Origin of the sequence: Rufibacter tibetensis (assembly GCF_001310085.1) — a bacterium.
Taxonomy (GTDB): domain Bacteria; phylum Bacteroidota; class Bacteroidia; order Cytophagales; family Hymenobacteraceae; genus Nibribacter; species Nibribacter tibetensis.
Window position 1 is genome coordinate 1,337,195 of record NZ_CP012643.1, and the last position, 18,903, is coordinate 1,356,097.

Below are 18,903 nucleotides of genomic sequence, written 5' to 3' on the forward strand. Positions count from 1 at the left end.
ATAAGCGCGGCTTTCTTTCAAGAGACTGCCTGAAACTAAAAGCACCCAGATTGGTTCTAACTAAACCTTCGTTTTCTGTTGATTTCCAGAAAACACCTTTATTATGAAAAAGCTTAAAACGTACCGTCACCTGTTTTTCGATTTGGACCACACACTGTGGGACTTTGAGAAGAACTCCGAAGAGACGCTCTACCATTTATACGATCATTTCAACCTAGCTCAGCTAGGTAGCTTCTCCCGAGACTCTTTCTACAAGAAATACAGTTTCGTAAACCAACGGTTGTGGGATCTTTACCATAAAGGCAAAATTACGCAGCAGCAACTCCGGGAAAATCGGTTTGTTAAATGCCTGACAGGACTGGGTATGTCTGCCAATGATGTTCCTGCAGGCATCAGTAAAGCGTTCACGGATATTTGCCCTACCAAAACAGCCGTTTTCCCGTTCACTCATGAGGTATTGGGTTATCTGAAAGAGAAATATGTTCTCCACATTATTACTAATGGGTTTAAAGACGTGCAGTACATCAAGCTGAAGTCTGCCAACTTAGACTCCTATTTCTCAGAGGTTATCACATCTGAATGCATCAATTGCACTAAGCCTGACAAACGCATCTTTCAGCATGCCTTGCAACGTGCCGGGGTCACCGCCCAGGAAAGCCTTATGATTGGTGACAGCTTGGAGGCCGATGTGCTAGGCGCCATGAACGCGGGCATTGACCAGGTCTTTTTCAACCCAGAAAAGAAACGCCCTCGCCTGAAACCTACTTATGAGGTGCATTGCCTGAGCGAACTGAAAACGTTTTTATAACCCTGTTTTTGGCCGTTCTGCTGAAAACAGGGTTATACCAGGAACTATATAAAAGTAGGATTTGTCTATTTATTGGTTACTTTTGCAGGCCTCGGCCGTAGAAGACCGAAGATGTTCTTTCACAATTGGGGATGACCGGAATTGACAGCTTGAGCAAGCTGGGTGTAAGCATGTCGGGAGTTGGCAGTTTTCCCGTAAATCAGAATTGACCGACGATTATCTGGCGAGTCTAACTACGCCATGGCTGCCTAGTCTAGGTACTAAGCATTTTGCCATTGTCCTGCAGCTTCTCGGTTCGGTGGGGGTTGGTCACAGGGCATCGTAATGCCGATCTAGTGTAGTCCAAGGTGTGGGGATTACATGAAACTAAAGCATCTAAGGTGACTTCATAGGCTAGGCTTGGGCCTGGAGCCACTCGAAAACCAAACCAAGACTAAACATGTAGAAAGCGCTCAAGTTTCCTTGTCTGGACCAGGGTTCGAATCCCTGCATCTCCACAGCAAAAGCCTCTGTTTCTTAAATGCAGCAGGGGCTTTTTCTTTTCAAAGTATCCTTGTCTAAAGCTGCTTATAGGATTTTTAGATTATTATCAATTTAAAAAATGAACCTTAACACCTTTAATAAAAGGTACCAATCTAAACAATACAAGCAAACATTCTATCGTATTTATTTATCAATGTCTTTGAATATAATTTAAAGCATTTCCAAATTAAGCTTGGGTCTTTATACACTTTCAAAGTTTCCCACATCAAGAATCTAACTGCTTTTTTATTGTGCTGGTTCATCCAAACTTCGTTCGCATCTCTGATTGCATAATGAGCATAAAATTTTAAAGAGTTATTATATAATTTTTTTCTATACATATCAGGTAAATGATGCTGAATTAATTCCATAGCCTTCATTATATCTCTCAAATTTTGGGCATCTAGTATCTTTTGTCCAGATATAGAAGAAATATGTTTTCTATATTCAGCTAATATGATTGGTGTATATGCTACTTGATAATAACGTGCAATCCGAACCCACATTTCCCAATCTTCACCATAAGTAACTCCGTAAAAAGCGCCTAGTTCTTCATAAACTTCTCTACGAACGACAATAGCTACATATTGAATTCGCTGGCGTTCACCAATCTTCATCAACCAATCATCAAGAATGCCGTCTGTATCCCTTTCCCTGCTTGGCCGTTCTAAATAATTCCCTTCTGAGTCAATATAACAATATCTGCAAAACGCAGCTCCTATTGCTGGGTAACTATGAAATAAAGATTCCATCTTAGCATAGAACCCATCTTTCACTTTATCATCGCCATGTAGCAGGTGGACCAGCTTACCTTGAGCACGATTAATACATGTTTCAAAATTCCGGAGAGAGCCTACATTAGACCTTTGTCGGTAATACTGGACTCTACCCTTCCCGACCTTTTTTACCAAATCTTCAACATCGGCATCAGTACTAGCATCATCTACTACTTCTATTTGCATTCGGTCAGCCGGAAATTCTTGCCTTAACACGCTCTCAATTGTTTCAACCAAATACTGAGAGCAGTTGTAAACTGGTATCATGACTGACCATAATGGCCGGTCTACATTATCATGTACTGGATTTATATTAGGTGGGGATAAGGGAATTCTAGTTACCACTATGTCAGCAATAATTGAAATACAACAAACTAGCTAAAACAATAAAAAATTCAACTTGAAAACTTAATAACAAAGCATAATCAATGCACTAAGTTTCACCTAATGATTTCTATTGCATATTATCAACTCTTCTCTAGAGCAAATAAGCTTTATTAATAATAAAATATAAACCATAAAGGACATATAATGTAAAAATGCTACAAGCATAGTTCATTATTCAAAAGTAAGCATTAATAATATATATATATATACGGAAATACATTCATAATTAAGCTTAACAACACTTCATCAATTTTCAACTGCTATAATTATTGAACGAAACACTCCTTTATTTGATGCAGCATATAAGATAGGAAAAGCACATACTATCACATAGGATATCTTTATTTACTTCCTATAAAAATTATGTGTGCTAATAACATAATTTAAAAACGTCAAGCAGCGGTTCTTTAGATACATAATCTATAACAAAACAAATAATCTTCTAGGATTTTTTAGATACTTCCAAAATAAATTCTAAATATTTAATGCACAATTAAATTATACTTAATAGTTGGACAAAAAAAATTTAACAACTTACATGAAACTCTATATATTTGTAGCGCCCAATAGAATAATAAGTGATGCATACAGCAGATTTCAAGTTATTTCATCATTAATAATATAACTATTTTAACATTGTTATTATATAATAACAATGTTAAAATTTAGGGTAAAATTTAACTTTAAAAACACGAACCAACATTTATCCCCCAAAAGTTTTTTGCGGGCCTAGAATTTTATGTCCTATTTTAAAAATTCATTTTATGAGTAAACTTTACAATAATCTTTTAAAACCTTTCACAAGATACAGCTCCCAAAGACAGCTATCTTTCACCTTCATTCTTTCTTCTCTCCTCCTCCTTTCTTGCAATGACCTATTGTCGCAGGACGGCGAGGACCCGGAGCCCAAGCCAGAGACACCCGAGGCTACCCCTGCCAAGGGCTACTACCTGAGCAGGGAGGGCGACGACACGAACCCGGGCACCAGGGAGAAACCCTGGCGCAGCCTGGAGAAACTCAACGGCGTAGACCTGGAGCCCGGGGAGACGGTGTACCTGGAGGGAGGGGCCACCTTCCCCGGCACCCTCATCCTCGACTTGCTGGACAGCGGCTCCAAGGGCAAGGCGGTCACCATCACCAGCTACGGGACGGGGCCGGCAACCATAGACGGCGGGGCCAAGGAGGCGGTTATCATAAAGAGCAGCTTCTTCAGGCTCAAGGGGGTAAACGCCAGGGGCGCGGGCCGCAAGGAGGGCAACACCTCCAACGGCATCGAGCTGCAGAAGGCCAGCGACGGCACCCTGGAGCAGGTGACGGTGGAGGGCTTCCAGCACACGGGCCTTATGCTCTACAGCTGCCACAACGTTGAGGCAGTGAAGGTAGTGGCCAAAAACAACGGCTTCTGCGGGATTTACGTCACAGGAGAATACATAGAAAAAAACGGCAGGTGGGTGTTTTCTGACAACGACAAAGAATACTCTAAGAACATCACCCTAAAGGATTGCCTTGCGGAGAACAACCCCGGAGACCCTAGCATTTTAGACAATCATAGTGGCAACGGTATTCTGGTGGACATGACGAAGGGCGCCCTGATAGACCACTGCGTTGCCACCAACAACGGCTGGGACATGCCCCGGGGCGGCAACGGGCCTGTGGGAATTTGGACCCACTCCAGCGACAGCGTCATCATCCAGCACTGCATCAGCTACCGCAACAAGACGTCCCCGAATGGGCTTGACGGCGGTGGGTTCGACTTTGACGGTGGGGTCACCAACTCGGTCATCCAGTACTGCCTCTCCTACGAGAATGAGGGGGCCGGGTACGGGCTTTACCAGTGGAGCGGAGCCATGGACTGGAACAACAACACCGTTAGGTACTCTATCAGTATAAATGATGGAGCCAAAGGCTATGCTGGTTTAGCAATTTGGAACGGCACAAATGACAGCAAGCAATTCAAAAACTCCAAAGTTTATAATAATGTCATTTACAGTGACGTCTCTCCTAATGTCAAATTTCTTACCGCTACCAATGAAAATTTTGGATTCTACAATAACATCTTTATTGGAAAAGGTGAAATCCTAGCAGGATCCTCCTACGGAGACAGATTTGTGGGAAACACCTATTGGAACATAGCAGGTAGCAGTATCTCCTTCAGAGGCCACCGAAGCCTGCAGGAGTGGGCCAATGCCACAGGTCAAGAAAAATTGGAGGGAAGGTTGATGGGGATGAATGTCGACCCCATGCTAACAGGTCCTTTTACTACCACAGCTACCGATCCTTACCAGTTGGATAATTTAACCGGATACAAGCTACAAGCAAGCTCTCACCTGATAAATAAGGGCTTGCACCTTCAAAGCCTTTTCAAAATAGACTATGCCCCGCATGACTTCTATGGAAACAAACCTTTGAAAGGTTTGGCTCCTGAACCCGGGATACATGAAGTTGATTAATTAAAATTAAAACAAACAAGAAGGAGCCTGTTGAAACCTCTGCCCAGTAGTGGGCAGAGGTTTCAACAGGCTCCTTCTTGTTTGTTTTAAACAACAGCAGATTAGAAGAAACTCCAACCTCTTAACTATAAAATATAAAAATTTTTAATATAATTACACAAAACTATTACTTTATAATAATTTTAATATTAATTTAGAAGCATCTTATATATTAATATTTTTCATAGTGGAAAGCTATCCTATACAAGTTGCTTTAAATAAGTTAAAATCTCGTTTAAAACGGCTTATTACTCTCTCCTGCCTCTTTATCTTAAGCAATGTTGTTGCTTGTTGCAATGATCCTCTTTCAACCGACGGCGAGGACCCGGAGCCCAAGCCAGAGACACCCGAGGCTGCCCCTGCCAAGGGCTACTACCTGAGCAGGGAGGGCGACGACACGAACCCGGGCACCAGGGAGAAACCCTGGCGCAGCCTGGAGAAACTCAACGGCGTAGACCTGGAGCCCGGGGAGACGGTGTACCTGGAGGGAGGGGCCACCTTCCCCGGCACCCTCATCCTCGACTTGCTGGACAGCGGCTCCAAGGGCAAGGCGGTCACCATCACCAGCTACGGGACGGGGCCGGCAACCATAGACGGCGGGGCCAAGGAGGCGGTTATCATAAAGAGCAGCTTCTTCAGGCTCAAGGGGGTAAACGCCAGGGGCGCGGGCCGCAAGGAGGGCAACACCTCCAACGGCATCGAGCTGCAGAAGGCCAGCGACGGCACCCTGGAGCAGGTGACGGTGGAGGGCTTCCAGCACACGGGCCTTATGCTCTACAGCTGCCACAACGTTGAGGCAGTGAAGGTAGTGGCCAAAAACAACGGCTTCTGCGGGATATTCGTTACAGGCGCTTATCAGTATAAACAAGGAAGATACATTTTCCCAGACATTGACGCCGATTGCTCCAAGAACATCACATTGAGAGATTGCCTAGTGGAGAACAACGCAGGGGATCCGTCTGTAACTGATAATTCTAGTGGCAGCGGCATCCTGGTGGAGATGACGAAGGGGGCCCTGATCGACCACTGCGTTGCCACCAACAACGGCTGGGACATGCCCCGGGGCGGCAACGGGCCTGTGGGAATTTGGACCCACTCCAGCGACAGCGTCACCATCCAGCACTGTATCAGCTACCGCAACAAGACGTCCCCGAACGGGCATGACGGCGGTGGATTTGCTTTAGACGGTGGCGTCACCAACTCGGTCATCCAGTACTGCCTCTCCTACGAGAATGAGGGGGCCGGGTATGGACTCTACCAGTGGAGTGGGGCCATGGACTGGAACAACAACACCGTCAGGTACTCTATCAGTATAAATGATGCTATTGAAGGGAATAAAGATGGCATTGGGTACGGGAGCTTCACCTTCTGGAATGGATCTGGGGAACACAAACAATACCGTGATTGCTTTATTCATAATAATTTGATATACAATAATATTTCTCCAATTACAAGATACATAGGAGGTAACAATTTTAATTTTGGAATATATAATAATATTTTTATTGGAAGGGGTGAGATAATAGCAGGATCTTCTCCTGGATATCGATTCATGGGAAATACCTATTGGAACTTGACTGGCAGCAGCATCTATTTTGGGGGCTATGGCAGCCTACAAGAGTGGGCCAACGCCACGGGCCAAGAAAAACTTGAGGGAAGGCTTTTAGGCACTTACGCTGATCCTTTGCTTAATGGACATCTCACAATATCCCTTACAGATCCATATCAAATGGGTTCCCTCTCCGGCTTCAAACTGCAACCCACTTCCCCTGTGAAAGACAAAGGCCTAGACCTGCAGACCTTATTTAAGCTCAAACTGCCCGTTCAAGACTTCTTCGGCAACCCTGCCTTCAGGGGCATCGCCCCTGAGCCTGGCATACACGAACTGGAGTAAAAGAAGCTAAAAAATAAGAACAGCCCTAACAGCAATCTACAACGAAGAATCAACTCTTGACCTTCAACCTTCTCCTATCAGGAGATTAAAACACAAACAACACCTAACAAAGAGGGACAATAAGAACTTTGTTTTTATTGCCCCTCTTTGTTTCCATAAAATATCCATCGTAATTTTACGATAATCTAATACGCTATAGCATGGGAGTCACTAAAACACAAGCTTTCACTCAAAGCCAAAACCAGTTAGCCGCATACGCGAAAGCCTTGGCGCATCCGGCACGGATTGCTATTCTTCAGCACTTGCTTAAGAAGCAAACGTGTATCTGTGGAGATCTGGTAGACGAACTTCCTTTAGCCCAGGCAACGGTATCGCAGCATTTAAAGGAATTAAAGGCTGTGGGATTGATCAAAGGCACCGTGGAGGGTACAAGTGTCTGCTACTGTATTGACAAACATAAGTGGGAAGAGGTTAGAGACATTTTCTTCCACCTGTTCTCCAGGCCCATTTCCTGCCAGGACAACTGCTGCTAATAAAATTTGCTCTTATTTATCGTAAAATTACAATCATATGAACCATACAAATCTTTTGAACTGGCAAGCTTTCAAAACAGAGCTGCTTCAACATCCAGAGCTTCCGCTCCAGTTTCAATATGCCCAGGACAAATGGGTAGATGCCTCCTATCACATCACTGAGATCAAGCAAGCTCCTATTGTTTCAGTAGATTGTGGTGGCCAAATGAACAGTTGGACTGAGATCATTGTACAGTTGTGGGAGCCTGGCCAGAAAGAGAGTGAGCAGCCAATGGCTGTAAAGAAAGCACTCTCTATTATAAATGTGGTGGAGAAGGTGCTTCCGCTGAACCCGCTGGGGGTGGTGAAGATAGAATTTGGAAATTCTCAGTTTGACACGCGCCAAATGTACCCGTCAGAATTCACTCTGTCAGGAGGTAATCTGATTGTGAACCTGGCTCCAGACGCAACGCAATGCAAGGCCATTGAACGAGGCGGCAGCTGTGGCACTACCTCTTCTGGCGAAGAATGCTGTGCTCCTGCCCCAGCTTCGGAGAAGAAGAAAGTGCAATTGGTAGAATTGACCACTTTCCAAGGAGATGCCTGCACGCCGGGCTCAGGATGCTGCTAACCTACTTCCGCTTATAATCTGCTTTCACCAAATCACCCTTTAAACTACTTTATGAGAATTGCCCTTTTCTCCGATATCCATGCCAACCTTCCCGCTTTGGAAGCGGTTTTGGCGAACATGGAGACACAACAGCTGGATGCCATTTACTGCCTCGGAGACTTGGTAGGGTATGCGCCCTGGCCCAATGAGGTGGTGGCCGAAATCAGGAAAAGAAGGATTCCTACCATTGCGGGCAATTATGACGAAGGCGTGGGTCTGTGGAGTCCAAACTGCGGATGCGCCTACAAAACTGACACTGAAAAAGATTTAGGGCAACAATCTATTGACTTCACCAACAACGTAGTCACTGAAGAAACCCGCAAGTACCTGCGCATGCTCCCGCGCCAACTGCGTCTCACCTTCATGGACGGATCAAAGGAAGAGAATAAGATAGAGCTTCTCCTGGTACACGGCAGCCCCCGCAAAATAAACGAATACCTTTTTGAAGATCGGCCAGAGAAAAGCTTCCTGAAGATGATGGAAGAAGCCAATGCCGACCTCCTCTTCTTCGGGCACACCCACAAGCCATACCACCGGGCTATGCCCTACGAGCACGAGGGTCAAACCAGATACCGGCACGCCATTAACATCGGATCAGTAGGCAAACCCAAAGACGGTGACCCCCGGACGGGCTATGTGGTGGTGGAACTGACTCCGGAAAGCAGCCTCACCCAGAAAGATAGCATCAAGGTAGAATTCATTCGGGTACCCTACGATGTGGAGACAGCAGCCCAAGCGGTAGAAGCAAGCCCATTACCAAACGAGTTTGCCCAAATGTTGCGCACTGCTTAAACAAGAAGGACCGTGGTATTACTGCTTTTACGCAAGGGCACCGCTACTTCTTGTTTTGCGCTTATTTATTCAAAAACAGCCAGAAAATGAAGGTTGCAGTTTCATTTAAAGACTGCCCTGAAAAGGCTATTCAATTTTAACTCTTGCAAGAGTATGAGTCAATGTACTGTAGATAAAAGGAAAAGGCTTTCCACGCTGGACCGTTTTCTTACCGTTTGGATCTTTGTAGCCATGGGAGCCGGCGTGCTACTAGGCTATCTTTACCCCGGCACCGAGGGCTTTATCAATTCATTTCAGGTGGGCACCGTGAATGTACCCATTGCCATTGGATTGATTCTGATGATGTACCCGCCATTGGCCAAGGTGAAGTATGCCCAATTAGGGCGGGTTTTCCAGAACATCAAAGTAATCACCCTTTCCTTGGTGTTGAACTGGATCATTGGCCCTGTTTTAATGTTTCTGCTGGCCATTATCTTCCTGCGGGATTATCCGGAGTACATGATTGGGATAATCTTGATAGGTTTGGCCCGTTGCATTGCCATGGTACTGGTCTGGAATGAATTGGCTGAAGGTGATCGCGAGTATGCTGCTGGTTTGGTAGCCTTCAACAGTATTTTTCAGGTGCTCTTTTACAGCGTCTTTGCCTACGTGTTCATCACCATTTTGCCCACTTGGTTTGGCCTGGAGGGAAAGGTGGTGGACATTAGCATGGGCGCCATTGCCGAGAGCGTGGGAATCTACCTGGGCATTCCCTTTTTGCTGGGCTTTGTCTCCAGCTTTCTTTTGCGCCGCCTGAAGGGGGATGAATGGTATCAGACGGTTTTCATCCCGGCCATCAGCCCCATCACTTTGATAGCTCTCCTTTTTACCATCGTGGTGATGTTCAGTTTGAAAGGCAATCTCATTGTGCAGATCCCTATGGATGTGGTCCGGATTGCTATTCCGCTGGTGATTTACTTTGCTATTATGTTTGTAGTGAGTATTTACCTTGGCAAAGCGCTGGGAGCAAATTATGCCCAAAATGCTTCAGTAGCTTTTACGGCTACGGGCAACAACTTTGAACTGGCTATTGCAGTGGCAATTGGCGTGTTTGGTCTTAACTCGGGACAAGCCTTTGCCGGGGTAGTGGGGCCCCTCATTGAGGTACCAGCTTTGATAGGCTTAGTGAACCTGGCATATTGGTTCCGGAGGAAATATTACGGCACTGAACCGCTGTTGACCTCTTCTCCTAAAATAGAAGAGGCTAAGCTTTAAGACCCGAAAATATTCACTAAGCTAACCACGTCTAGCCACCCCATTTATATTGTGTTTGCTATTTAATATAAAAGCCCTGCTTCCAATAAGCAGGGCTTTTCTTATTCTATTTATGCGAAAAGAGAATGGGTCCACCTCTTCTAGTATTTACTCCAACCTGTTGAGAAGAAAGACCAAGGACAAACCGTTCCCTCAAAAAAATATCTCTGCTGAGCATTTCTCCTATAATTATTCAGAGGCATCTCCCATATTTTAAGCCAGGAGGGTTCACCATAACCAACCTCAAAAAAAACGTTATAACTGCTTGCCCCACTAGAACAGCTTCAGTGTCCCTTACAACTAGTTAACATTTTATAAAACCCAAGATGAGTTTCTATTAATATTTAATAAATTTTGCAATCATAAATAATTTTATTAATATTTATTAAAAGAAAGTTTATGTAACACCTCCAAATCTCACCCCCTATGAGTAAAAATCTACTTTCCCTCCTCCTCTTCCTTTTTCTCTCCCAATTAGCGCAGGCGCAGGCTCCAAAACGGGAGTTCAGAGGTGCCTGGATCGCAACCTATGCCAACATTGACTGGCCTAATCGCAGCCAGACTCCAACCCAGCAAAGAGCAGCACTGATCTCCATCCTGGATCACCACAAAGCCACTGGGCTAAATGCCATCTTTCTGCAGGTAAGAAGCCAGAGTGATGCCCTATACCAAAGTGAGCTTGAACCTATTTCCGCTGATTTAACTGGTGTCCAGGGCAGAAACTCAGGTTGGGATCCCTTGCAATTTGCCATTGAAGAATGCCACAAACGCGGCATGGAACTGCACGCCTGGATCAACCCATACCGGGCAATTGCCAATGTGAGCCAGCTGCCAAACTTTGCCCCAACCCACGTAGCCAGACAACATCCTGAATGGCTCATAGCCACTGGCAACCTTCGCACCCTTGATCCCGGCATTCCCCAAGTCCGCAACTACATCATGACCGTGATTGCCGATATCGTGAAACGCTATGACGTAGACGGCATCCACTTTGATGACTATTTCTACCCCAACGCGGCTTTCAACGATGATGCTACCTACGCAGAATATTCGCGCGGCATTACCGACCGGGGTGACTGGCGCCGCGACAACGTCAACCTGCTCATCAAACGGGTGAACGACACTATCAACGAGATGAAGCCATGGGTGAAGTTTGGGGTGTCTCCTTCTGGCATCTACCGGAACAGCACCAATCCATTGCTCGGCACCAACACCAGTGGTTTGCAGCACTATGTTTCGCTTTATGCTGATTCACGCAAGTGGCTCCAGGAAGGTTGGATAGACTACCTGGCTCCGCAGGTATACTGGTTCATGGGCCAAAGGGGAGCTGATTACAGCCTGGTTGTGCCTTGGTGGAACGATAATGCCTATGGACGTCATATGTACATTGGCCTGGCAGGCTATAAGGTGAATGACCCGGCACAAGGAGCCTCTTGGGCAAATCCTTCCCAAATCCCGAACGAAATCAGGTTGAACCGTTCCTTAAGCAACATACAGGGACAAGCGGTTTACAATACCAACAGCCTGCGCAGCACCTCTAAACTTGGTTTCAGAGATTCTTTGCGCACTAACTTCTACTCTAAACCAGCTCTGTTACCCACTATGCCGTGGAAAGACAATACACCTCCTGCAGTACCAAGTGGTTTGCATGCCACTAAAACCACTGCAGATTCTGTGCTGCTCACCTGGGAGGCAGCTGGCGCAGCAGCCAATGAATTAGACAAAATCTCCAGATATGCGGTATACAGATCAGAAAGCCAGGTAATTGACATCAGCACTACTACCAATCTTATCGCTGTTACCAATACCGCCGCCAACTCCTTTAGAGACAAGGTGTCTGATGCGTCTAAAACCTACTATTACATAATCACGGCGCTGGATCGGTTCCACAATGAAAGTGCTCCTTCCAACATCAGTGACTACAATGCTCCGGTTATCGCTTGTTCGGGCAATCAGGTATTGACTTTATCGCCTTCCTGCACCACCCTGTTACCAGATTATACAACCCTGGTTTCTGTAACAGATGATGTTTCCAGCGCAGACGCCATTACCTTAACCCAAAGTCCGGCTGCTGGGGCTCCTGTGTTTGGTGTAGGCGATCTTTCTATTACCATCACTGCCACTGATGCCTCTGGCAGAACTTCATCCTGCTCTTTCACTGTACAGAAAAAAGACGTAACCCCTCCATCGTTTACGTTGGCGGTAAGTCAAAATGTAGCGTTGCAGGCCGACTGCGAGGTGGAAGTGCCTGATTTCATCACAGGTTTAACTGGGGAAGATTTATGTGGTCAGATCACCTTCACTCAAAGTCCGGTGGCCGGCTCCATGATCTCTTCAAGCCACGGCCAGAAGCACATTGTCACCGTAACGGCCCATGATGGAAACGGCAACTCCACAGAGAGAACAGTTACCTTGAATGCCCTGGACAACATGCCTCCAGTGCTGCTCACCCAGAACATTACCCGTACCTTGTCCGGAGGAACCGTCACCGTTTCAGCTTCTGAGGTAAACAACGGCTCCTATGACAACTGCGCCTTAGACCTGAACAGCTTCGCCTTGTCACAAAGCACCTTCACCTGCGCTAACATTGGGGCCAATACGGTCACCTTCACCGGCAAAGATGCGGCGGGCAATGAAGCCAGTGTATCGGCTACTGTTACCATTGTGGGAGCCATTCCGGCACCAAGCATTCAGGTAAGCAAAGCAGACCAAACCTTTACTGGTTTACCTGACAACTCTCTTGCGTTGGGCTACGGCGCACACCAAGTGACGTTAATAGCTTCTAACAGTACTTCAGGAGAGGGCAGCACTTTATACTCCTGGTCACCAGTTGCGGGCTTGAGCACTACTACTTCCGGCACCACCGTCTTCACCCCTCAAACCGCCGGTACGTACACGTTCACGGTGAAAGCAACCAATGAATACGGTTGTTCAGAAACAGCTCAGGTCACAGTACACGTCTTAGATGTGCGTTGCGGTGACAAGGGGGACAAAGTACTGGTATGCCAATCTACCGGCAGTACTTCCAACGCCACTACCCCGCTTTGCATCTCTCCAAATGCTGTCCCAGCCCACCTGAAAAATGGCGGCAGATTAGGCGCATGCAAAGGAGAAACCATTGTTTCTTCCACTGCTGAAACTGACCTATCTACTGCTCCGGTGCTTACGGCGTACCCAAACCCGTTTGCAGACCAACTGACTGTTGACTTCATGTTGACTGCACCTGAGCAGAAAGTCTCGCTTGAACTATTTGACCTGTATGGCAAAAAGATAAGCCAGGTGTATGAAGGCCGGGCCGAGGCTTACAAAACCTACCGCTTCCCGGTAGCCACCCGCAGTTTAGCCGGCAAGTTCTATCTGGTACGACTGGTGACCCAGGGCAAGGCCTATACCTTCAAGATTACCCGTCAATAAACACCTAACCTCCCCCACTTAAAAGGACCTGCTGCCGTTCAGCAGGTCCTTTTCTTTGCTAACTATGTTTTTTAGAAAGGGGATAGGTAAAATGTGTTTCAGGGATGATTATCTGAAACTACGCCATAAACAGGAATCCCTGCTGACGTTCAGCAGGGGTTCCTGTTTGTATAACTAACGTGTAAAGTTTTACTTGAAATCCACTTCATCGGCACTTGGGCCATAGCTACCCGGGATGGGCACATTGAGCAAACGCAGGAACACACCCAACTGTGCCCGATGATGGATGATTTGGCTCATTGTCATGCGTAGCACGTCGTATTTGGTGGAAGTAAGATAAATGGTTTCTCCTTCTCTGAGCGTCCATTCCTCGTTCAGATGTTCGTCTGAGCCCTCGGCGAAATGCCTTCTGCCGTCTTCCAGCATTTCCTCAAAATAGGCCAGCAACTCGGCCGTATTGTTTACATGTCTGGGCTGATAGGGATTTTGAGCAAAATCCAGTTCATGGGTGGTTAAGGTCATTCCTACCCAGGATGGCAAATCAGCGATGTGCGTAGCCAGTGTCCGGATGTCCATGCTTTTGGGGTGGGGTCTCCAATCATACTTGTCATCTGGAATACGCTCCAGCATTTTGCGGGTGGTAACGGCTTCCTGCTCCATTTCTTTGGCGAGCAGATCCAGAACTGTGGTGGTGGCAACGGTGGTTTGCATCTCAGACATAAGGTTAGTGGTTAAGTGATGACACAAAGAAATAGCCACCCACTGACAACCCTATGGCAGTCTACTTTCAGAAAATGAAAAATATTTTTGGCAAGTCGGCTTTCAGCTCGGTTTCAGAAAAACAGCGTTGAAACACACGGCCAAAGCAGCTCTACGTAATATTAATACGGAACAGGCAATTGCTTCATGTATTCAGCTACCGGCATGTGATCGGTTTTAAGGAAAGGTAGCTCAGTGTTTTTGATGGTAAGGATGCGAGAAACTTTGAAATCGCGGTAGTCCTGCCGTTGGTGGCACCACCCAATGAGGTGCCAACTATAAGCGTAGAAGATCAGCCCGATGGGCTCTAACTTGCGCTTGCTTACCTCCTCATTTTTGTTTTTGTAGCCAATTTCCAGAATACAGTTGTTGGAGATGGCCTGCTGAATAAGCGCCAAGTACTCATAATCATTGTTGATACAGGGCGGCAACTGGAGCTTGATGTGGTTGTTGAGGAAGTCCAGCTTTTCTTTCTGGGTGGTACGCAGCACAGCTTTCACCTTGTTCAGCGCCGAGGCATAGTGCGTATGGATGGACTTATCCGTGAACCCGAAGACCATGGCCTCCATCAACAGCAGGGCGTTGGCTTCTTCAGAGGTGAAGGAGACGGGCGGTAGAAAATAGCCCTGCACTACAAAATAGCCTTTGTGCGGCTCAAAGCCTACGGGTACCCCTTGCTCGCCCAGCGCCTTCATGTCACGGTACACGGTACGCACGCTAATGGCAAACGCTTCCGCGATCTTCTCTGCCGTCACGTACTTCTTGGACTGCAGCAACGTCAATATCCCGAAAAGCCTGTCTACCCGGTTCATACATTATTTAGTTTAGGGTATTATAGCCAAGAGGCACCTATTTCCATTGTTTTAAGCTCGTTTTCAGGAAATAACCTTTTAACACCCAGTGGTTTCGGCCTCTAAGTACTGCAGCACCTCGTGAGGCAAAAAAGAAGCAAGCTCCTAAAATGGGTATCAGAAAAGCACTTGAAAGCATCCCAGTTTCGTATTCATATATGTCTCCAAGATAGTATTTTTTAATAAACACAATAAAGCCAACTGCCCTGAAAGTGAATGACTTTCAGAGCAGTTGGCTCTACTAAAAAATTCATTTCAAGCCTGTTTCTGCAAAAGCAGCCTTGAAACAGAAGAGAGTTACCTAATTGAAGCAGAATTATTAACGCGGGTGCGATATCCGGCAAAGCCGTAGAAGACAATGTAAAGGTAGCAGAGCATGGGCACGATGAAGGAGAACTGCACATCACCCGTCACATCAGCCACAGCGCCCTGCAGCGGCGGAATAATGGCACCGCCCACAATGGCCATCACCAGCAGCGACGACCCCTGGCTTGTATGCGCACCCAGTCCTTTAATAGCCAAGTCAAAGATGGTGGGGAACATGATGGAGTTGAATAACCCAATCCCAATCACCGCCCACATGGCCAGACCTCCCTGCGCGAAGGTTCCAATCAAGAGCAGCACAATCACTGCGGTAGCATAAAGCCCCACAGTACGGTTGGGAATGAAACGGCCCAGCAGCAACACTACAAAGTTCACCACAATCAGCCCAAGAATGATGAGCGCCTGATCCAGGTCATAAAGGGCGTACACCGTTACAAAGGTCACCAGCGCAATAACGGCCATGATCACGTATTTCAAAGCTTTGTTCCGGAACTGCGCCAGCGCTACCGCCCCAAAAAAACGGCCAATCATAGCCCCACCCCAGTAGAAAGACAGAAAATGCTTCGCCTCTGACTCGTCTAGCCCCGCAATTTGCGGCAGCTTCAGGTAGTTGATGATCATGCTGCCTACGGCCACTTCACCGCCTACGTACATGAAAATACAGATAATGCCCAGTACCAGGTGCCGGTGCTTCAGTGCGCCCGAGCCAGCCACTACCGCAGTTCCATCACCTGTTAAACGTGGCAAAGGGGCCAGCTTGATGATCACCGCAATTATTAGAAGTGTCACGGCCAAGCCGATGTACGGCATCTTCACCGAGTCTGCGTTGGTGGTGTCATTGGTTACTTGGTCAAAGATGAGGTACCCGCCTATGATGGGAGCAATGGTAGTCCCGAAGGAGTTCAATGCCTGCGTCAGGTTCATGCGGCTGGAAGAAGACTCCGGCGGACCTAATATGGAAACGTACGGATTGGCTGTAATCTGCAACACCGTAATTCCTGAGGCCAGCACGAACAGTGCCCCCAAAAACAAACCATAAGAATGCAGATCGGCGGCAGGCAGGAACAGGAGGCAACCCAGAGCCGTCACCATCAGCCCCACAATAATGCCGTTTTTGTACCCTATTTTCAGAATCGGGTCACCTTTGGTGACGGAAAAAATGAAGTACAGTAGTGAGACAATGAAGTAAGCCCCAAAGAATGCCGTCTGGATGAGCATCGCCTGCCAGTTCTGCAGCGTGAACACCTGCTGCAGTTTAGGGATCAGGATGTCGTTCATGCACGTGATAAAGCCCCACATAAAGAAGAGCATCGTCACCGTCATTAAAGGCCCCAGGTAACTTCCGCCGGGCGCAGCACCTATTCCAGTACCCGCTGGGGCAGAGGTTTTCGCGCTGCTTGTTGAGATTCCTGCCATGTATTAATTTGTTTGCTGAGTTGGTGGGTAAATAGACGTAAGTGGTAGCTAAGCTTACTTGGTTTTCTTTGCGGCAAAGCCCGCCTGTTGCTGGAGCGCCTCAATAGCACCGGCTAAGTACACCAGCGGGGCGTTCCAGTTGATGGCGATCTCATTAGCGGCGTAAGAACAATCTGAGTCAAGGTACATCTCATCTGGTGCCGTGGCGGTGTAGCCCGGGCACTTATCCTGCTTGTTCGCGTTAGCATTGGTTCCTCCCGATAGCAAGCCAGGGACTGGTTCAGCAATGCCATCGGCTATGGAAGGGCGATGGTGCGGGTACATGGTAGATTTATCGCCGTACCCGGTTACGAAGGAGTAGCCCACCGCATTTCGGCCCAGCAGATAATCCAAATTAGAAAGGGCAGCCTGAAGGTATTTTTTGTTGCCGGTAAGGTTATAGGCCTGCACCAGCGCAATACCCTGGTTTGCGGCCACCGAGGAGCTACCCCAGATATAGTCTTCCTTGGCCCGGCCCATCACGGTTCTGTACGCCCCAGTTGCAGCTCCGGAAGCCATGCCATCGGTTAATTGCAGAAGTCTTTTTTTAATCTCAGGCAGGTCTTTCTGCACGGCGGCACTTTTGTGGTCTTTGTTCCGCAGCAAGGTATAATAGCCTAATAACCGCACCTGGGCCCAACTGGGCAGAGGCATCTTAGCGTCTGGCAACATAGGCACGGCTTTGTAATAGCTCTCATCTTTGGTAGTGGTGTACAGTTCCGCGGCTGCCCAGATAAATTCATCACTAAAGTCTTTGTCGCCGTAAGCGCCGGTGGTCACGTCCGGGCCAAAGTTTTTGTTAATCTCCTCCTGCTCATACGCCACGTTAGGGTTTTTCTGTGCCCATGCCCAAGCCTTGGTGGCAGCGGTGAGGCAGGAATCAGACAAGCCCGGAAACTCTTTGGAGAAGTTCTTGTACACCCGGCTCGCCTGCGCCATTACTGCCGCAAAGTTTAGGGCCGCTCCGGTTCCTTTCTGCACCACATAACGCGGAGAGGTGGCTTTGTCTGGCATGACCATTCCGTCAAAAGAGGCATTGGTGAGTTTGTGGTACACGCCTCCATCGTTCGGGTCCTGCATGGTCAGCATCCAACGCAGGTTCCAAAGTGCCTCATCCAGCAGATCAGGAACGGGGTTCTGGCTTTCAGGAATGTTCAGGTTCTGAGTTTGGTAGTACTTAGGGAAATCTTCATAAGCCGAAAGCAGAGTACCCATGGTGATGCCGCTGTTCACAATGTACTTGTTATAGTCACCGGCATCATACCACCCTTTGGTGGAGGAAATCACCGTACCAGTGGGGCGTTGGGCTGTAGCCGCCGAGGCATGCACCAGCACCTTGTCGTCTGGGTGCCCCGCGGGCCGGTGCCACTTTCCCGCATATTTCTCTGGCAAGTCAATGGCCGTGCGCTGGAAGTAAAATCCTTTAATAGCGGCTGCCGCTACTTCCTGGTGTACCTGGGGCTTAATCTCGAAAGAATAAGAAGTGCCCACCCCCGGAATCTCCAGCACATAAGTGCCCGGAGTGCTAAACTGGCTGAAATCAGCTACCCTGGTTGGTTTGTTTGACAACTCAGTGAGTTTGGAAGCCGAAAGTTGCCCGGTATAAACCGTCTTAGCCCCACTTGCAGACTTCAAAAAGAACTTACCTCCTTTGTTCTCGCCCACCACCACGGCTATTTTAGCGGCATTTGGGTAAAAACCCAATTGATTCAATCTGACGCTTTCCTGACCCTTGGTTTCTTTCTGGGTTTGGGGGGAACTCTGGGCTAAAGCACCAGAAAAAGAAAGGCAGAGCAGGGCTCCACCAAGGGTTTTGTACAAATTACGCATGTTTGCTCTTTTCAATTTTGAACGCTTCTTGACTATTGAACAAGGAAGATTTCTGTCCTTTTTCTGTTTGGCTAAGGTAGGCAACCCTAAGGCTGCCAAAGTGTACCAAATGTTTCAAATCAGTCCC

The 18,903-nt window shown here is 47.4% G+C and carries 13 protein-coding genes and 1 other RNA gene; 9 read left to right on the plus strand and 5 right to left on the minus strand.

Translation table 11 applies throughout. The features are described from left to right. Nucleotides 1–103 precede the first annotated feature (103 nt). Together DC20_RS05155 and ssrA are read left to right on the plus strand one after the other, a co-directional pair. Complete coding sequence (locus tag DC20_RS05155) at nt 104–808, plus strand: YjjG family noncanonical pyrimidine nucleotidase (RefSeq protein ID WP_062542851.1); 705 nt, start codon at nt 104–106, stop codon at nt 806–808. Nucleotides 809–935: 127 nt separating this feature from the next. After that, nucleotides 936–1,308, plus strand: a transfer-messenger RNA (tmRNA) gene (ssrA, locus tag DC20_RS05160). 135 nt (nt 1,309–1,443) lie between these two features. Here the strand turns inward: ssrA and DC20_RS05165 are convergent. Further along, nucleotides 1,444–2,373 (minus strand): glycosyltransferase family 2 protein, encoded by a 930-nt coding sequence (locus DC20_RS05165; protein WP_062542852.1) that lies wholly within the window; start codon nt 2,371–2,373, stop codon nt 1,444–1,446. A gap of 884 nt (nt 2,374–3,257) precedes the next feature. Between DC20_RS05165 and DC20_RS05170 the strand changes: the two genes are divergently transcribed. From DC20_RS05170 to DC20_RS05200, 7 genes are all read left to right on the plus strand, one after another. Then, nucleotides 3,258–4,943, plus strand: coding sequence for a right-handed parallel beta-helix repeat-containing protein (locus tag DC20_RS05170; protein WP_062542853.1), 1,686 nt, complete (start codon nt 3,258–3,260; stop codon nt 4,941–4,943). Between the two features lie 226 nt (nt 4,944–5,169). Then, entirely contained in the window at nt 5,170–6,876 is a 1,707-nt protein-coding gene (locus DC20_RS05175; protein WP_062542854.1) for a right-handed parallel beta-helix repeat-containing protein, read from the plus strand. A 200-nt stretch (nt 6,877–7,076) separates the two neighbouring features. Beyond that, nucleotides 7,077–7,409, plus strand: coding sequence for an ArsR/SmtB family transcription factor (locus tag DC20_RS05180; protein ID WP_062542855.1), 333 nt, complete (start codon nt 7,077–7,079; stop codon nt 7,407–7,409). Nucleotides 7,410–7,446: 37 nt separating this feature from the next. Then, on the plus strand, nt 7,447–8,019 hold the full coding sequence (locus tag DC20_RS05185) for a DUF6428 family protein (RefSeq protein ID WP_062542856.1): 573 nt from the start codon (nt 7,447–7,449) through the stop codon (nt 8,017–8,019). Between the two features lie 51 nt (nt 8,020–8,070). Next, entirely contained in the window at nt 8,071–8,850 is a 780-nt protein-coding gene (gene car1, locus DC20_RS05190) for an arsenate reductase Car1 (RefSeq protein ID WP_062542857.1), read from the plus strand. A 153-nt stretch (nt 8,851–9,003) separates the two neighbouring features. Then, nucleotides 9,004–10,104 (plus strand): ACR3 family arsenite efflux transporter, encoded by a 1,101-nt coding sequence (arsB, locus tag DC20_RS05195; RefSeq protein WP_062542858.1) that lies wholly within the window; start codon nt 9,004–9,006, stop codon nt 10,102–10,104. A gap of 465 nt (nt 10,105–10,569) precedes the next feature. Then, nucleotides 10,570–13,557, plus strand: coding sequence for a family 10 glycosylhydrolase (locus DC20_RS05200; RefSeq protein ID WP_062542859.1), 2,988 nt, complete (start codon nt 10,570–10,572; stop codon nt 13,555–13,557). A 189-nt stretch (nt 13,558–13,746) separates the two neighbouring features. On the opposite strand, the gene DC20_RS05205 is transcribed toward DC20_RS05200, so the two are convergent. The 4 genes from DC20_RS05205 to DC20_RS05220 all read right to left on the minus strand — a co-directional run bounded on the left by DC20_RS05205 (nt 13,747) and on the right by DC20_RS05220 (nt 18,776). After that, nucleotides 13,747–14,277 carry a DinB family protein gene (locus tag DC20_RS05205; RefSeq protein ID WP_245652305.1) on the minus strand — a complete coding sequence of 177 codons (531 nt, stop codon included), beginning with the start codon at nt 14,275–14,277 and terminating at the stop codon, nt 13,747–13,749. A gap of 161 nt (nt 14,278–14,438) precedes the next feature. Then, on the minus strand, nt 14,439–15,128 hold the full coding sequence (locus DC20_RS05210; RefSeq protein ID WP_062542860.1) for a helix-turn-helix transcriptional regulator: 690 nt from the start codon (nt 15,126–15,128) through the stop codon (nt 14,439–14,441). Nucleotides 15,129–15,464: 336 nt separating this feature from the next. Further along, nucleotides 15,465–16,907: a sugar MFS transporter gene (locus DC20_RS05215; protein WP_062542861.1), complete on the minus strand. Its 1,443-nt coding sequence runs from the start codon at nt 16,905–16,907 to the stop codon at nt 15,465–15,467. Between the two features lie 54 nt (nt 16,908–16,961). Continuing rightward, the gene (locus tag DC20_RS05220; protein ID WP_062542862.1) at nt 16,962–18,776 is read right to left on the minus strand and encodes a glycoside hydrolase family 9 protein; all 1,815 of its coding nucleotides are present in this window, start codon (nt 18,774–18,776) and stop codon (nt 16,962–16,964) included. Nucleotides 18,777–18,903: the final 127 nt, after the last annotated feature.

Excerpts from the sequence above, each read along its gene's own strand:
- DC20_RS05215 (WP_062542861.1), bottom strand. The coding sequence starts at position 16,907 with ATGGCAGGAATCTCAACAAGCAGCGCGAAAACCTCTGCCCCAGCGGGT.
- DC20_RS05220 (WP_062542862.1), bottom strand. The coding sequence starts at position 18,776 with ATGCGTAATTTGTACAAAACCCTTGGTGGAGCCCTGCTCTGCCTTTCT.
- car1 (WP_062542857.1), top strand. The coding sequence starts at position 8,071 with ATGAGAATTGCCCTTTTCTCCGATATCCATGCCAACCTTCCCGCTTTG.
- DC20_RS05185 (WP_062542856.1), top strand. The coding sequence starts at position 7,447 with ATGAACCATACAAATCTTTTGAACTGGCAAGCTTTCAAAACAGAGCTG.
- arsB (WP_062542858.1), top strand. The coding sequence starts at position 9,004 with ATGAGTCAATGTACTGTAGATAAAAGGAAAAGGCTTTCCACGCTGGAC.
- DC20_RS05210 (WP_062542860.1), bottom strand. The coding sequence starts at position 15,128 with ATGAACCGGGTAGACAGGCTTTTCGGGATATTGACGTTGCTGCAGTCC.
- DC20_RS05205 (WP_245652305.1), bottom strand. The coding sequence starts at position 14,277 with ATGTCTGAGATGCAAACCACCGTTGCCACCACCACAGTTCTGGATCTG.
- DC20_RS05200 (WP_062542859.1), top strand. The coding sequence starts at position 10,570 with ATGAGTAAAAATCTACTTTCCCTCCTCCTCTTCCTTTTTCTCTCCCAA.
- DC20_RS05180 (WP_062542855.1), top strand. The coding sequence starts at position 7,077 with ATGGGAGTCACTAAAACACAAGCTTTCACTCAAAGCCAAAACCAGTTA.
- DC20_RS05165 (WP_062542852.1), bottom strand. The coding sequence starts at position 2,373 with ATGATACCAGTTTACAACTGCTCTCAGTATTTGGTTGAAACAATTGAG.
- DC20_RS05170 (WP_062542853.1), top strand. The coding sequence starts at position 3,258 with ATGAGTAAACTTTACAATAATCTTTTAAAACCTTTCACAAGATACAGC.
- DC20_RS05155 (WP_062542851.1), top strand. The coding sequence starts at position 104 with ATGAAAAAGCTTAAAACGTACCGTCACCTGTTTTTCGATTTGGACCAC.